General features: G+C 62.2%; 15 protein-coding genes. 10 read left to right on the top strand and 5 right to left on the bottom strand.

The window, feature by feature from the left end:
- Nucleotides 1-40: 40 nt before the first annotated feature.
- The 3 genes from pgl to zwf are packed head-to-tail and all read right to left on the bottom strand — an operon-like array spanning nucleotide 41 to nucleotide 3,230.
- Entirely contained in the window at nucleotides 41-772 is a 732-nt protein-coding gene (gene pgl, locus SK1NUM_RS09820) for a 6-phosphogluconolactonase (protein WP_212321581.1), read from the bottom strand.
- Nucleotides 772-1,674 (bottom strand): glucose-6-phosphate dehydrogenase assembly protein OpcA, encoded by a 903-nt coding sequence (locus SK1NUM_RS09815; RefSeq protein ID WP_212321579.1) that lies wholly within the window; start codon nucleotides 1,672-1,674, stop codon nucleotides 772-774. Before SK1NUM_RS09815 ends, pgl begins: the two co-directional genes overlap by 1 nt.
- A 17-nt stretch (nucleotides 1,675-1,691) precedes the next feature.
- Nucleotides 1,692-3,230, bottom strand: a complete 1,539-nt coding sequence (gene zwf / locus SK1NUM_RS09810; RefSeq protein WP_212321578.1) for a glucose-6-phosphate dehydrogenase — start codon at nucleotides 3,228-3,230, stop codon at nucleotides 1,692-1,694.
- Between the two features lie 46 nt (nucleotides 3,231-3,276).
- On the opposite strand from zwf, the gene SK1NUM_RS09805 reads away from it, so the two are divergent.
- From SK1NUM_RS09805 to SK1NUM_RS09760, 10 genes are all read left to right on the top strand, one after another.
- Nucleotides 3,277-4,602, top strand: a complete 1,326-nt coding sequence (locus tag SK1NUM_RS09805) for a DUF4921 family protein (RefSeq protein WP_223927486.1) — start codon at nucleotides 3,277-3,279, stop codon at nucleotides 4,600-4,602.
- Nucleotides 4,603-4,752: 150 nt separating this feature from the next.
- On the top strand, nucleotides 4,753-5,421 hold the full coding sequence (locus SK1NUM_RS09800) for a helix-turn-helix transcriptional regulator (RefSeq protein ID WP_212321577.1): 669 nt from the start codon (nucleotides 4,753-4,755) through the stop codon (nucleotides 5,419-5,421).
- Nucleotides 5,422-5,425: 4 nt separating this feature from the next.
- Entirely contained in the window at nucleotides 5,426-6,865 is a 1,440-nt protein-coding gene (sufB, locus tag SK1NUM_RS09795; protein ID WP_212321576.1) for a Fe-S cluster assembly protein SufB, read from the top strand.
- 38 nt (nucleotides 6,866-6,903) lie between these two features.
- Nucleotides 6,904-8,079, top strand: coding sequence for a Fe-S cluster assembly protein SufD (sufD, locus tag SK1NUM_RS09790; RefSeq protein ID WP_212321575.1), 1,176 nt, complete (start codon nucleotides 6,904-6,906; stop codon nucleotides 8,077-8,079).
- The gene (locus SK1NUM_RS09785; RefSeq protein WP_212321574.1) at nucleotides 8,076-8,405 is read left to right on the top strand and encodes a non-heme iron oxygenase ferredoxin subunit; all 330 of its coding nucleotides are present in this window, start codon (nucleotides 8,076-8,078) and stop codon (nucleotides 8,403-8,405) included. The genes sufD and SK1NUM_RS09785 overlap by 4 nt, the downstream gene beginning before the upstream one ends.
- A gap of 6 nt (nucleotides 8,406-8,411) precedes the next feature.
- A complete protein-coding gene (gene sufC / locus SK1NUM_RS09780) occupies nucleotides 8,412-9,176 on the top strand; it encodes a Fe-S cluster assembly ATPase SufC (RefSeq protein WP_212321573.1) in 765 nt (254 codons plus the stop codon).
- A 63-nt stretch (nucleotides 9,177-9,239) separates the two neighbouring features.
- Entirely contained in the window at nucleotides 9,240-10,475 is a 1,236-nt protein-coding gene (locus SK1NUM_RS09775; RefSeq protein ID WP_212321572.1) for a cysteine desulfurase, read from the top strand.
- Nucleotides 10,472-10,915, top strand: a complete 444-nt coding sequence (sufU, locus tag SK1NUM_RS09770) for a Fe-S cluster assembly sulfur transfer protein SufU (protein ID WP_212321571.1) — start codon at nucleotides 10,472-10,474, stop codon at nucleotides 10,913-10,915. The genes SK1NUM_RS09775 and sufU overlap by 4 nt, the downstream gene beginning before the upstream one ends.
- The gene (locus SK1NUM_RS09765; RefSeq protein ID WP_223927484.1) at nucleotides 10,915-11,295 is read left to right on the top strand and encodes a metal-sulfur cluster assembly factor; all 381 of its coding nucleotides are present in this window, start codon (nucleotides 10,915-10,917) and stop codon (nucleotides 11,293-11,295) included. Before sufU ends, SK1NUM_RS09765 begins: the two co-directional genes overlap by 1 nt.
- 92 nt (nucleotides 11,296-11,387) lie before the next feature.
- Nucleotides 11,388-12,209: an alpha/beta fold hydrolase gene (locus SK1NUM_RS09760; RefSeq protein WP_212321570.1), complete on the top strand. Its 822-nt coding sequence runs from the start codon at nucleotides 11,388-11,390 to the stop codon at nucleotides 12,207-12,209.
- 3 nt (nucleotides 12,210-12,212) lie between these two features.
- On the opposite strand, the gene SK1NUM_RS09755 is transcribed toward SK1NUM_RS09760, so the two are convergent.
- Nucleotides 12,213-12,506: a hypothetical protein gene (locus tag SK1NUM_RS09755; protein WP_212321569.1), complete on the bottom strand. Its 294-nt coding sequence runs from the start codon at nucleotides 12,504-12,506 to the stop codon at nucleotides 12,213-12,215.
- A 9-nt stretch (nucleotides 12,507-12,515) separates the two neighbouring features.
- Nucleotides 12,516-13,961 (bottom strand): hypothetical protein, encoded by a 1,446-nt coding sequence (locus tag SK1NUM_RS09750; protein ID WP_223927482.1) that lies wholly within the window; start codon nucleotides 13,959-13,961, stop codon nucleotides 12,516-12,518.
- Nucleotide 13,962 lies beyond the last annotated feature (1 nt).

Here is a 13,962-nt window from a genome sequence, read left to right as displayed (position 1 = left end):
CACCCATCCCTGAGGCTCTGTCGGCAAAGTCTTAAAAGCGTCAGAGCGGGCAGACGTATCGCGCAGGCAGCTTCGAGGCGACCGCCTGGTCGACGAACCAATAGGTGGCTTGTTGCCCGTGGGCATGAGAGGCGGGCAGGGACTCGTCGCCCTCAAGTACCCGCAGCAGGGCATCGGCTTTCCCCGTTCCCGTCACGATGAACCAGATCTCATCAGAGCGATTGAGCGTTGGGATCGTCAGCGAGATCCGTTCTGAGGGAGGTTTTGGCGATTCCGTCACTCCGATCACGGCACGCGATGTGGCATCGAAACTTGGATGCCCTGGGAAGATCGAGGCGACATGCCCATCAGGTCCCATGCCCAGGAAGGTCAGGTCGAAATGGGTGTCGCCCAGTTCAGCCGCATACTCTGACGCGCAGTCGTGTGGATCGGCACGCCCATCTCGTGCTGCCATCATATGGATTCGTGCAGACTGGATGGGGAGAGTGCGTCCCAACCTGCTGAGCGCCTGGAGTGAGTTGCGGTCAGGATCAGTGGCGGCGACGAAACGCTCATCCCCCCACCACAGGTGCAGGCGCCCGAGATCGAGTTTCGCCTCTGCGGCCAGGTCTGCGAAGCGTTCATACACCAGGTCTGCGGTGCCGCCGCCCGTCAGGCAGACCTGCACCTCATCCCGGCTGCCAAGCAGATCCACAACCCGTTCCAGGAATTTATGGGCAACCGTGTCTGCGACCTCCTGAGGTGATGCAAAGACCACCACGCGCGTGAACATCAGTCACCTACCTGTGTGGCGATCCGGCTCACCACCGACTCGAAGACGAAATCGGGGTCCATACGCTGCAGTTCCTCAGTGAGCAGCTCCGTCAGGGGGCGTCGCTTCAATGCCACCTTGCGTTCCGGCTGGCCCGGCACCGCGTACCTGGCGATGGTCTCAGAGCGCCCCCGGTTGATGACGATGTCTCCCAGCTCGGTGGTCAGCCGTACCTCTGATATCCCTGGCTGGTCGCTGTCCTCGTGCACGACTGGAACCTCGAGCTGTTGCTCAAGCCAGGTCACCAGCAGGGTGGAGCAGGCATTCTCTGGGGTGGAACGTACCAGCGCGGACGTGACCCGGTGCGGGAACTGATCCAGGGACGCGGCCAGCAGGGCCCGCCAGCGCGTGATCCTGGTCCAGCATAGATCGGTGTCGCCAGGGGTCATATTGCGGGCCCGGATCGCCAAAGCCAGCTGCGGGTCCGGGGCACCCATCGAGTCGGTGATCCGTCGCGTGGCCAGCTGCCCGATCGCGTCCTGCGCTGGTGAGACAGGGGCCTGATGCGGCCACCAGACGATGGTGGGGGAGTCAGGCAGGAGCAACGGGAGCACGACGGAGTCGCCGTGCATGGCGAGTTCACCGTGCAGTTTCAGCGAGATCAGATCACCAGGTAGGCCCTCACCCACCTGGATCTTTGCGTGAAGTCGCGGCTCGCCGCCCGAGTTGGTCACGACGATGACCCGTGAGGGGTGTGCGGTGGCGGAGGCCCGTGCCGCTTCGAGCACCTCGTCCTGGTGCTCATCGTCAGAGACCACCAGCAGAGTCAGCACCATGCCGCTGGTCGGCCCCACCTCGCGGTGAGCCCTCAGCAGTGCAGCAGCGACATCCTGGGTGGTGGTGTTGTTCAGTTCTACGATCACGACGTTCTCCTCTACCTTTACGGCCTGCGCCAGGTGTTACCGTCGCGGGCCAGCATCTCAACGGCGCTGGCGGGACCCCAGGTGCCCGCAGCATAGGGGTCGGGCTGGGCGGGCAGCGATGCCCAGAAGTCGAGTACCGGGTCGAGGATCTTCCAGGCCAGCTCCACTTCCTCATGCTGCGGGAACAGCGGGGGATCGCCCAACAGCACATCCAGGATCAGCCGTTCGTAGGCCTCGGGGGAGCTTTCCGTGAATGAACCGCCATAGACGAAGTCCATGGACACGTCCCGAATCTCCATCTGTGTTCCAGGCACCTTTGCGCCGAACCGCAAAGTGACTCCCTCGTCGGGTTGAATACGCATCACCAGGGCGTTCTGCCCGAGGACGTCTGCATCGGTGGTAGGGAAGGGCAGGTGCGGAGCCTGTTTCAGCACCAGGGCTATCTCCGTGACTCGCCTCGGCATGCGTTTGGCGGCGCGCAGATAGAAAGGCACCCCTGCCCAGCGGCGGTTGTCGATGTCGACGCGGATGGCTGCGTACGTCTCAGTGTGGGAGTCCGGGGAAACCCCGTCCTCCTCAAGGTAGCCTCGTACCAACCGGCCACCCTGCCACCCAGCGGTGTACTGGCCCCGTGCGGTGTGTGCCGCGTAGTTGGTGGGAACTTGGGCTGCCGCGAGCACTTTCGTCTTCTCTGTCCTCAGCTGTGAGGCCTCGAAACTGGTGGGTTCCTCCATCGCCGTCAGGGCGAGTAGCTGCAGGAGGTGGTTCTGGATCACGTCACGGGCTGCGCCTATGCCGTCGTAGTACCCTGCGCGCCCCCCGATGCCAATGTCCTCGGCCATCGTTATCTCGACATGCGAGACGTAGTTGCGGTTCCAGATCGGCTCGAACATCTGGTTGGCGAATCTCAGCGCCAGCATGTTCTGCACCGTCTCCTTGCCCAGGTAGTGGTCGATGCGGAACACCTCGTGCGGGGAGAAGAGCTGGTTGATCACATGGTTCAGCTCGCGGGCGGACTCGAGATTGTGCCCGAAGGGCTTCTCGATGACCACCCGGTTCCAGGTGTCCTTGCTCTCTCCTGTGACATCATGCCGTTTGAGCTGGGAGACCACCTGCTCGAAGTTCGACGGTGGGATTGATAGGTAGAAGGCGTGATTCCCGCCGGTGCCACGGGCACGGTCGAGTTCCTCGATCGTGGTGCGGAGCCGGTCGAAAGCCTCATCCGAGTCGAAGGTCCCGGACACGAACCGGATGCCCTCCAGCAGCTGCTCCCACACCTCCTCGCGGAACCGGGTGCGGGCGTTTTCCTTGACCGCGTCGTGGACCACCCGGGCGAAATCCTCGTCATCCCAATCACGGCGGGCGAAGCCCACGAGGCCGAAGCCGGCTGGCAACAGACCACGATTTGCCAGGTCGTAGACAGCCGGCATCAACTTCTTGCGGGAAAGATCGCCAGTCACACCGAAGATCACTAGGACACAAGGGCCGGCGATCCTTGGCAGTCGTCGGTCCCGGGGGTCACGGAGCGGATTGCTGCTGGTCACAAATCCGACCATACAGGTTCCAGCCAGCCGAATCCCCAAGTTGCTCTACGGTGGCGTCATGCGATCCTTTGTCCGCCAGCCTGAATACCTGTCCACCATGGCCGATGGAACAGTGAAGCAGGTGGGCCCACTCACCGGCACCGAGGTGTGGACCGTGCCGGGCCGGGGAAATCGTCCACTCGGCATCCACCACCCCGATCCGAGCCCCATAGACGACGCAAACCGCAGCGCGTACTGCGCGTTCTGTGAGCGACGCTACCTGGAGACTCCACCGGAGAAGGCCCGGGTGGTGCGTTCTGGAGATGAGTGGGAGACCCTGAGGCATCTTCCAGCTGAGGATCTCTTCGCCACGAAAGCCGAATTCCGCTGCGTCCCGAACCTTTTCGAGATCCTCAGCCTCGACTACTGGCGGGCCAACTATGGGTTCACGCTCCCCGAGGACGTTGCGGCACGAAGACGCTCTTACCTTGCTTCTGCGGCAGGGCTGGAACACGTACTGCAGGTTGCTGAGACGAAACTACGGGCCTGCGGGCACAGCGCAGGACAAGTGAATGCGATGACCCAGGAACAGCGCCTGGCGGCGGCCTCTGGTTTCTTCGGGGGCGGTCATGACGTGATCATCGCCAGACGGCACTTCACCGACGATGCCGTCGACGACACCCAGCTCGCGGGCTCTGGAACCCTGACGCCCGGTGAACATGAGCGGTTCATTGCCTTCGCCGTCGAATCGATGCGCCAAACCTATGAGAACAACCGCTACGCCCGTTATGTGACCGTCTTCCAGAACTGGCTGAAGCCTGCCGGTGCCTCCTTCGACCATCTCCACAAGCAACTGGTGGCTATTGATGAACGCGGTGTCCAGCATGAGGTGGCACTTGCCCGCCTGCGCCAGGACCCGAACCTGTTCAACGAGGTTGGCCCCAACTATGCGGGCTACCACAACCTCATCGTCGCGGAGAATGACCACGCGGTCGCCTTCGCGGGCTTCGGGCATCGCTATCCGACCCTGGAGATCTATTCCTGCTCCGAGTTCTCGAATCCCTGGGAACAGTCTGCCGAGGAGGTCCGTGGGATGTCGGACCTGATCCATGCCATGCACGCTGCCACGGGGACGGACGTGGCGTGCAACGAGGAATGGCATTACAGGCCGATCGACGTGACGCTCCCGATGCCATGGCGTGTGATGCTCAAGTGGCGGGTCTCCACCCTCGCTGGTTTCGAAGGGGCCACCAAGATCTACCTGAACACCATCTCGCCGGTGATGCTGAGGGACAAGGTGGTGGAGCGGCTTCTGGCTCTCCGGGAGGAGGGGAGGCTGGCCCCGGGCCTGAGGATTGCCACAGAGGCCCGCTGCCACCCCAACCCGTTGCATTATTCCCGCTGAACTACGCGCCGGGGGTAGGAGCCAGAAGCGTGACGCCGGTCGGGTATGCACATGCCATGTGCTGGCCAGGATGGTTAGGCTGGCCTAGCTTGATAGGCTGGGGAGATTCGGAAAGACTGGCGTGTGCAAAATCGCTGGGAGGAGGGTGTCATGAGCGCAGCCATGCAGGAAGCCGACAACTCCACCCGGGAGCGGGTTGTCCGATCCATCCTTGAACATGGACCATCAACAGCCCGAGAACTCGCTGAACGCATGAAACTGACTCCGGCGGCCATCCGTCGCCACCTGTCTTCCCTCCTGGAGGACGGGACTCTGGGCTCACGTGAACAGAGAGTCTATGGAGCCCGTGGCCGAGGGCGCCCCTCCAAGGTGTTCTTCCTCACCGATGCCGGACGCTCTGAGTTCCACCAGGCTTACGACGAGCTGGCCATAGTGGCTATCCGGCGGCTGATCGAGGCTGCAGGGCCCGAAGCTATGGTCGAGTTGGCGTCGGAGCGGGTGGACGAGATCGAAAGCCGTTTCAACGAGCTACGCGAAGCCCATCCTGAGCGCGCCCCCATCGAGCTGCTCACTGAGGCTCTGGGCGCCACCTACGCCCCATCGGTCAAGCCGGTTCGTTCAGGTGACCAGCTGTGTCAGCATCACTGCCCGGTGGCCCATGTGGCTGCCGAGTTCCCGCAGCTGTGTGAGGTCGAGACCCAGCTCTTCTCACGGCTGCTCGGCAGTCACGTTCAGCGGTTGGCGACTATTGCCCATGGGGATGGGGTCTGCACCACCCACGTCCCCAATCCCGTCATACCGAGCAAGATCAGGAAGTGACCCTATGACGACCACGCCACAGGCCCCCGGAGTGGAGGCCACCCAGGACGAGCACCTGGAAGCCCTGAGTGGCTACCAGTATGGCTGGCATGACTCTGATGCCGCCGGTGCCTCCGCCCAGCGTGGCCTCAATGAGGCTGTGGTCAGGCACATCTCAGAGCTGAAGGGGGAGCCCGATTGGATGCTGGCCCTGCGGCTCAAGGCACTCAGGCTGTTCGGCAAGAAACCGATGCCGTCCTGGGGTGCTGACCTGAACGAAATTGACTTCGACAACATCAAATACTTCGTGCGTTCCACGGAGCGCCAGGCCCAGTCCTGGGAGGACCTGCCTGAGGACATCAAGAATACCTACGACAAGCTTGGCATCCCGGAGGCCGAGAAGGCACGTCTCGTGGCGGGAGTTGCGGCCCAGTACGAGTCTGAGGTGGTGTATCACAAGATCAACCAGGAGCTGGAACGGCAGGGTGTGATCTTCCTGGACACGGATACCGCCCTCAAGGAGTATCCCGATCTGTTCAAGGAATACTTCACCACCATCATTCCGGCCGGTGACAACAAATTCGCATCACTGAACACTGCTGTGTGGTCCGGTGGCTCCTTCGTGTACGTGCCCAAGGGCGTCCACGTCTCCATCCCACTGCAGGCCTACTTCCGGATCAACACCGAGAACATGGGGCAGTTCGAGCGGACCCTGATCATCGTCGACGAGGACGCCTATGTGCATTACGTGGAGGGCTGCACCGCACCCATCTACTCCTCAGACTCGCTGCACTCAGCGGTGGTGGAGATCATTGTCAAGAAAGGCGCCCGCTGCCGCTACACCACCATCCAGAACTGGTCGAACAACGTCTACAACCTCGTGACCAAACGGGCCATCTGCGAGGAGGGCGCGACCATGGAGTGGATCGACGGCAACATTGGCTCCAAGGTGACCATGAAGTACCCGGCGGTCTACCTGATGGGCGAGCAGGCCCGTGGTGAGACTCTCTCCATCGCGTTCGCGGGGGAGGGACAGCACCAGGATGCGGGATCCAAGATGGTGCACTGCGCTCCGCACACGTCGTCCTCGATCATCTCCAAGTCCGTGGCTAGGGCCGGTGGGCGTTCCTCCTATAGGGGCCTGGTGAAGGTCGAGCCTGGTGCGCATCACTCCGCGTCCTCGGTGAAATGTGACGCGTTGCTGGTGGACACGGTTTCCCGTTCTGACACCTACCCCTATGTCGATGTCCGCGAGGATGACGTCTCTATGGCACACGAGGCCACCGTCTCCAAGGTCTCCGATGACCAGCTGTTCTACCTCATGTCCCGTGGCATGGAGGAGGATGAGGCGATGGCCATGATCGTGCGTGGCTTCGTCGAACCCATCGCGAAGGAATTGCCGATGGAGTATGCCCTGGAGCTGAACCGGCTCATCGCGCTCCAGATGGAAGGTGCGGTCGGTTGACGCCGGTTCCCGCCGCTCCTCAAAAACCTCAAGAAGGAATGGATTTGAGCACCACCACAGCCCCTAATGTGGCAAGCGCCATCGAGACGGTGGCATCCCATCTGCACCCCACCCCATCGTGGGACCTGGCCGATCATCCCATGCCCAAGGGCCTGGAGGAAATCTGGCGTTTCACCCCTGTCAGGCAGATCCGTGCCCTGCTTGAGGAAGGGGATGTTCTTCCCGGCCTGGAATGGCAGGGAGACCTGCCTGAAGGTGTCGAGTTCCTCCGGGAGCCGCGGGAGCGGATCCATGAGCTGGCCATTGAGCCGCCCGTGGACCGCGTGGCTGCCGTGGCCGCTGCCCGCAGCGCTGAGGCCCTCGTGATGCGGATACCCGCAGAACTTGAGATCGAGAACGCGATCGTGTTCACGGGTACCGGGAACGGCGGGCATGCCGCCGAGTCCTTCATCTTCGATGTGGGGGCCGCAGCCCGTGTCACGCTGGTGTTGCAGTTCCGGGGAACCGGGACGTATGCGGCCAAGTACGACATCCGCGTCGGTGACGGCGCCGAGGTCAATCTGGTCTGCGTCAACGACTGGGATGATGACGCTGTCCACGCCGGGCAGGTTACCGTCGAGGTGGGACGCGACGCGCGCGTGCGCACCGTCCAGGCCTCGCTTGGCGGCAACATCATACGCATGGTCGAACGAGCCGCCTACACCTCGCCCGGCGGGGAGCTGGAACAGTTCGGCCTCTACTTCGTCGATTCCGGTCAGCACGTGGAGCACCGCATGTTCGTGGACCATAACATGCCGAAGACCAGGTCCAATGTCGACTACCGCGGTGCTCTCCAGGGTGAGGGGGCGCACTCGGTCTGGATCGGGGATGTGCTGATCCGGAAGGTCGCTGAGGGAATCGACACCTACGAGGCCAACAAGAACCTCGTGCTGACGGATGGCTGCCGGGCCGACTCGGTGCCGAACCTTGAAATCGAGACTGGCGAGATCGAGGGAGCTGGGCACAGCTCCACCACAGGCCGGTTTGATGACATCCAGTTGTTCTATCTGCGTTCCCGGGGCATCCCTGAAGCTGAGGCGAGGCGTCTTGTGGTCCATGGATTCTTCAACGACATCATCCGGCGAATCGGTGTGCCCGACGTCGAGGACCGGCTGCGCGCCCAGGTTGAGAAGGAATTGGAGCTGGCTGCCGCCACCGTGGAGGCCGCTCAGTGAGCTTCGTCGCCGTCGCCACCCTCGACGAACTGAGCCCCGAGGTTCCGCTCGCCGTCGACGAACACGAACTCGCGATTGTGCTTCACCAAGGCGAATACTTCGCCATCCACAACATCTGCAGCCATGGGCACGTGCCTTTGAGCGACGGGGACGTCGAAGACGGCGCCATCGAGTGCTATCTCCATGGTTCCCGGTTCGACCTGCGCAGCGGCCGTGCCCTGTGCCTGCCCGCCACGGAGCCCGTCAACGTCTATCCGGTCCAGATCGAGGACCAGCAGATACTGGTCGATCTCGACCATCCCATCACTGATTTCCAGGAGTCCTGAACAACCATGTCCAACCTCATCATCTCCGACCTTCACGCCGATGTCCTGACAGAGGAGGGACCCAAGACCATCCTCAAGGGCGTGAACCTGACCATCAACCCTGGTGAGATTCACGCCATCATGGGCCCCAACGGGTCGGGAAAGTCCACCCTGGCCTACGCCATCGCGGGGCATCCCAAGTATGAGATCACCTCTGGGTCGGTGACCCTCGACGGGGTGGAACTGACTGACCTGACCGTGGACGAGCGTGCCCGCCAGGGCCTGTTCCTGGCGATGCAGTACCCCGTCGAGGTGCCTGGCGTCTCCGTGTCCAATTTCCTCCGCACTGCCAAGACCGCTCTCGACGGCCATGCCCCCAAGGTCCGGACCTGGGTCAGGGATGTCGAAACCGTCCTGAACCGCATGCACCTAGATAAGTCCTTCTCAGCTCGCTCGGTCAATGAGGGATTCTCCGGCGGCGAGAAGAAGCGCCACGAGATCGCTCAGCTGGAGCTGCTCAATCCCAAGGCTGCGATTCTCGATGAGACCGACTCCGGGCTCGACATCGACGCCCTGCGTATCGTCTCCGAGGGAGTCAACCGGTACTCCGCGCAAGGCGACCGGGCCGTGTTGCTGATCACCCACTACACCCGCATCCTGCGCTACATCGAGCCCACCTTCGTGCACGTGTTCGTCGATGGCCGCGTTGTTGATCAGGGTGGCCGCGAACTGGCCGATAAACTTGAGGCGGAGGGATACGAAGCCTACGTCCAGGCTGCCTCCCAGGCATGAGAGCCTCCCAGGATCTCCAGGAATGAACTCGGAGCATGGTCGTCGATTAGGAGGAGGACCGAGGTGACCTTTGACGTCGATGTGATCCGGCAGGACTTCCCCATCCTGAGCCGCACGGTGGGGCAGCATCCGCTGGTGTACCTTGATTCGGCCAACACCTCCCAGAAGCCACGGCAGGTGGTAGACGCGATCGCCGAACACTACCTGCAGCACAACGCGAACGTGGCGCGTGCCATGCACGTGCTTGGCGCCGAAGCCACCGAGGCCTATGAAGATGCGCGGAGCCTGGTTGCCTTCTTCATCGGCGCCGCAGCACCTGAGGAGATCATCTTCACCAAGAACGCATCCGAGGCCCTGAATCTCGCGGCCAACACCCTCGGATCCAGGCTGGGTCCCGGAGACGAGGTGGTGATCTCCGTGATGGAGCATCACTCAAACATTGTTCCGTGGCAGCTTGTCTGCGAGCAAACCGGCGCCACGCTCCGCTGGTTCGACGTCACGGATGAGGGCCGGCTCGATCTTGAGGCGGCTGAACGCGACAATCTGATCAACGATCGCACCAAGGTGGTGTCCATAGCGCATGTGAGCAACGTGCTGGGTACCCGCAATCCCGTTGCTGACATAGCGGCGAAAGCCCATCAGGTGGGCGCGGTCGTGGTGGTTGATGCCTCCCAGTCGGTACCCCACCAAAGCGTTGATGTCACTGCCCTTGGAGCAGACCTGGTTGCCTTCACCGGGCACAAGATGTGTGGCCCGACAGGAATCGGCGTGTTGTGGGGTAGGGGAGAGCTCCTGGAGTCTCTACCACCCTTCCTCGGTGGAGGGGAGATGATCGAGGTCGTTGAGATGACCCACTCCACCTATGCGGCGCCGCCCCACCGTTTCGAGGCCGGCACCCCTCCCATCGCGCAGGCCGCTGGTCTCGGCGCAGCCGTGGAGTACCTGCGGAGCATCGGGATGGATGCCATATCAACCCATGAGCATGAGCTGACCGCATACATGCTCCAGAAACTGACCAGCATCGATGGGCTGCTTCTGCTGGGGCCTGCTGAGGCCATCGAGCGGGGTTCGGCCTGCTCCTTCAACCTCGAAGGCATCCATCCGCATGATGTGATGCAGGTGCTGGACTCACGCGGCATAGCCATCCGGGGCGGGCACCACTGCGCCAGGCCGCTGCACAGGAGACTCGGCCACCAGAGTTCCACCCGGGCATCTGCTCATCTGTACACCACCTTCGAGGAGATCGATGCGCTGGCTGATGCGCTGGTCTTCACCCGGAACTACTTCGGAGCGCGATGAACCTCGACGAGCTCTACCAGACGATCATCCTCGATCACTACCGCGAGAAACATCACAGCGGATTGCGGGATCCCTACGAGGCGGAGGTGCACCACGTCAACCCGTCCTGTGGCGACGAGCTGACCCTGCGTGTTCACCTCGACGGCGGCACGATTGCCGACATGTCCTATGCGGGGGAGGGGTGTTCCATCTCGCAGGCTTCCACCTCTGTCCTGGGCGATCTTGTGATCGGCCAGGACATCAACTATTTCTCCGGGCTCTACGACGAGTTCCTGGAGATGATGCACTCGAAAGGGGAGATTACCCCTGACGAGGATCGCTTCGAAGACGCCATCGCGTTCGCCGGTGTCTCGAAGTTCCCCGCGCGCGTCAAGTGCGCTCTGCTCGCCTGGTCGGCCCTCCGTGATGCTGTCAACCAGGCCTCAGCGAAGGAGAACTGATGTATACCCCCGACTCACGTCCCTCGGATCTGGTCAAAGACGAGCTCCCTGACGACAACCCGGCCACGCCGATTCCTACCCAGGAGGAGGTCGAGGAGGCGATGAAGGACGTCGTCGACCCCGAGCTCATGGTCAATGTCGTCGATCTCGGTCTGCTGTATGGAGTTATGGTGGATGAGGAGGCCAACGTCACCCTCGACATGACCCTGACCTCACCCACCTGCCCCCTCACCGATCGCATCGAGTACGACACGAAGTATGCGCTCGACGGCCTGGCGAACTCCGTCACGATCAACTGGGTGTGGCTGCCGCCGTGGACCCTGGAAATGATCACAGAGGACGGGCGTGAGCAGTTGCGTGCCATCGGCTACAACCTTTGAGGAGCCGTCGGCGATATCCCGAGACATTTCCCAGCCACCGGGAGGCATCGAGTACGCTCGGGGTGGATCGCCGATGATTGGAGGGTACACAGATGCCGAAACTGACCACCCCGGACCAGGTGAACCTCAACTACACCGACATAGGCTCAGGCCGCCCGATCGTGATGATCCATGGCTGGCCATTGTCGGGCGTTGCCTTCGAAGGCAACGCCAGGGTGCTCGCAGATGCCGGCTACCGGGTCATCACATACGACCGGCGTGGCTTCGGACGCTCTGGCAAACCCAAGGATGGCTACGACTACGACACCCTTGCCGCGGACCTGGACGCCCTGATCGCCACTCTTGACCTGCATGATGCTGTCCTTTTGGGTTTTTCCATGGGAGGCGGCGAGGTGGCCCGCTATCTGGGAACCCGGGGATCGGAGCGGGTGGCCGGTGCGATCCTATCTGGCTCCATCTGTCCCGCCATGTGCCTGACCGAGGACAATCCCGACGGCGCCATGCCGATCGAGGGTTTCCAGGAGATCTCGGATGCCTGTGCTGCTGACCACGCGGGTTTCGTCGACGAGTTCTGCACCTGGTTCTTCAGCAATGCCGACGGACTAGCGGTGCCAGAGAAGGTCCGGTCGGCCGCGGTGGAGATCGCCCGGCAGTCCGCGCCCCACGCCGCGGCAGCCACCGCGCTCTCCTGGGCGACTGACCTGCGCGATGACTGCCGTCGCATAGACGTTCCCCTGCTCGTGATCCATGGTGGCGGCGACCAGAACGTCCCCCTGGCCAAGTCCAGCGCCCGGGTGCCGGACTACGTGCCCCAGGCCCAGTTGGTGGTCATCGAGGGCGGACCCCATGGGCTCAACGTCTCACACGCCGACCAATGGAATGGGGCAATTCTCGATTTTCTGGCCACACTTTAATCTCTAGTAAGGCCGTTGCAGCCGGCGTCTCGGGTTTTCAGAGAGTTCATGATTCGCAACCTCTGTTTCGCGGGTCCGGCTGATGGATCCGCAATAGTCATCCGAGCCCTGGACATTGTTGATGTCCACGCTGGTGGTGCTCTCGAACTCGTATGACTTGTCGGTGTTGCGGTACTTGTTCCAGATGTAGTAGTAGACGGCGGCAGCCGCTATCACACCCAGGGCAAGAAACGCGATCCTGAGCTCGCTTGAGGAGAGCTTGGTCTTCAGCAGGATCATCCAGGAGGACGTGTCCATTTCCCTTTCCTACCTCACTATGAGGAACAGTATGAACCCAAGGATGGTTCCTATGACGAACACCAGGGCGGTGACTCCCCATAGGACTGGCATGTTGAGGGGCACCGACCCCATCACCCTGCCGTTCTGCCCGTTCACAGCCACGAAGTGTTTCAGGTTCTTGTCGGCCTCGTAGTAGGAGTACAGCCAGACAGGCAGGTATACGGTCACCCAGCGGGAGCCGCGAAGATCGATGTGCTCGGTGTCCCAGCGCACCCCACGGTCATACTGGGACACCATCTCGTCGCCCTTGGAGCGCGCGATGCTGAGCAGCCGGTCCTGCACGGTGTAACCCAGGTCGGAGAAATTCACATCACGCCGCTCGCTCGTGAATCCTCTCAGATAGTTGGGGTTGTAGCGCAACGCATTCTTCACGTCGAATGGCAGGATGGCGTTAATGATGTTGTTCGTCTGTGAGGGATCGTTCATGTTCGCGCGCTCGCTGCTGGATTCCAGCAGCAGATCGTCGATGCTCATGTCGAACCCGCGGGACACGTTGTAGACGTCGGCAGAATAATAAGTCTCGACGGAATCACCGTGCTTCTCCGTCCAACTTTGCGTCTGCACCTCGCCTTGGCCAGTGAGACTAGCCCGCACGTTCCCGTCGAAAACGAAATAGGGTAGATAGACTCCCACGACGTTCTCGGGAGCGAATTCCCGCTTGAACCTGGGGTGCGCGTAGAATTTACGCTCCTCCACGAAGCCACGGATGATCTCGATTGCATGCTCTTGCGGCACCATGAAAGGCGCCACTGCGTCGGGAGAGGCTCCATTGTTTATCCGGGAATCCGCTGAAAGGAAGTTCCGGCACCAGTGGCAACGCACCTGCACGGTCTCGTTGACATTGATGACCACCTCGGCGCCACACGCGCGGCATTTAAGGGTCACCACGGACTCGTCCACCAGGTTCTGGGCAGAGTGGGTGATGGTGGTGCCCCTCAGGTCTTGGATCCCTCCCGTGAGGTCCACCTCGTCTTCCAGGCGTGCCTCATTGAACTGGGTGCGGCAGTTTGAGCAGACCAGGGCCTGGGCCTCAACCACGTAGCGGATGTCCGTGCTGCCGCACCGAGAGCATTTAACCATGCCGCCCGAACGCCCGGTGTCCTTCAGCTCTAACACCTGTGGTTCTTCAGGCCCAACTGGTGGCGTGGGCGCAGGTGCCGCCTGGGGATATCCCGCCCCGGGGGCCGCAGCCATCGGGTGTGGAGAGCTGCCTTCGGATCCTGGAGCCAGGTAGGGGTTGGTTCCCGTCGGTCCAGGTGCCATGTAGGGGTTGTTCCAGGTAGGGGCCTGCGGTTGTGGGGTCCCGGGAGGCTGCTGCGGGCCCGGGTAGCCCATTGGCTGCTGGCTACCTGGATATCCCGGCGGCCAGGGCTGCTGTGGCCCGCCCGGGCCGCCGGTTCCGGGTGCTGTCATC

The sequence above is a fragment of the Arachnia rubra genome (assembly GCF_019973735.1).
Lineage (GTDB): Bacteria > Actinomycetota > Actinomycetes > Propionibacteriales > Propionibacteriaceae > Arachnia > Arachnia rubra.
The sequence above is the reverse complement of the archived record's forward strand: the minus strand, read 5'-3'. Positions and strand labels throughout refer to the sequence as shown.

Excerpts from the sequence above, each read along its gene's own strand:
- pgl (WP_212321581.1), bottom strand. The coding sequence starts at position 772 with ATGTTCACGCGCGTGGTGGTCTTTGCATCACCTCAGGAGGTCGCAGAC.
- zwf (WP_212321578.1), bottom strand. The coding sequence starts at position 3,230 with ATGGTCGGATTTGTGACCAGCAGCAATCCGCTCCGTGACCCCCGGGAC.
- SK1NUM_RS09805 (WP_223927486.1), top strand. The coding sequence starts at position 3,277 with ATGCGATCCTTTGTCCGCCAGCCTGAATACCTGTCCACCATGGCCGAT.
- SK1NUM_RS09800 (WP_212321577.1), top strand. The coding sequence starts at position 4,753 with ATGAGCGCAGCCATGCAGGAAGCCGACAACTCCACCCGGGAGCGGGTT.
- sufB (WP_212321576.1), top strand. The coding sequence starts at position 5,426 with ATGACGACCACGCCACAGGCCCCCGGAGTGGAGGCCACCCAGGACGAG.
- sufD (WP_212321575.1), top strand. The coding sequence starts at position 6,904 with ATGGATTTGAGCACCACCACAGCCCCTAATGTGGCAAGCGCCATCGAG.
- sufC (WP_212321573.1), top strand. The coding sequence starts at position 8,412 with ATGTCCAACCTCATCATCTCCGACCTTCACGCCGATGTCCTGACAGAG.
- sufU (WP_212321571.1), top strand. The coding sequence starts at position 10,472 with ATGAACCTCGACGAGCTCTACCAGACGATCATCCTCGATCACTACCGC.
- SK1NUM_RS09765 (WP_223927484.1), top strand. The coding sequence starts at position 10,915 with ATGTATACCCCCGACTCACGTCCCTCGGATCTGGTCAAAGACGAGCTC.
- SK1NUM_RS09760 (WP_212321570.1), top strand. The coding sequence starts at position 11,388 with ATGCCGAAACTGACCACCCCGGACCAGGTGAACCTCAACTACACCGAC.
- SK1NUM_RS09755 (WP_212321569.1), bottom strand. The coding sequence starts at position 12,506 with ATGGACACGTCCTCCTGGATGATCCTGCTGAAGACCAAGCTCTCCTCA.
- SK1NUM_RS09750 (WP_223927482.1), bottom strand. The coding sequence starts at position 13,961 with ATGACAGCACCCGGAACCGGCGGCCCGGGCGGGCCACAGCAGCCCTGG.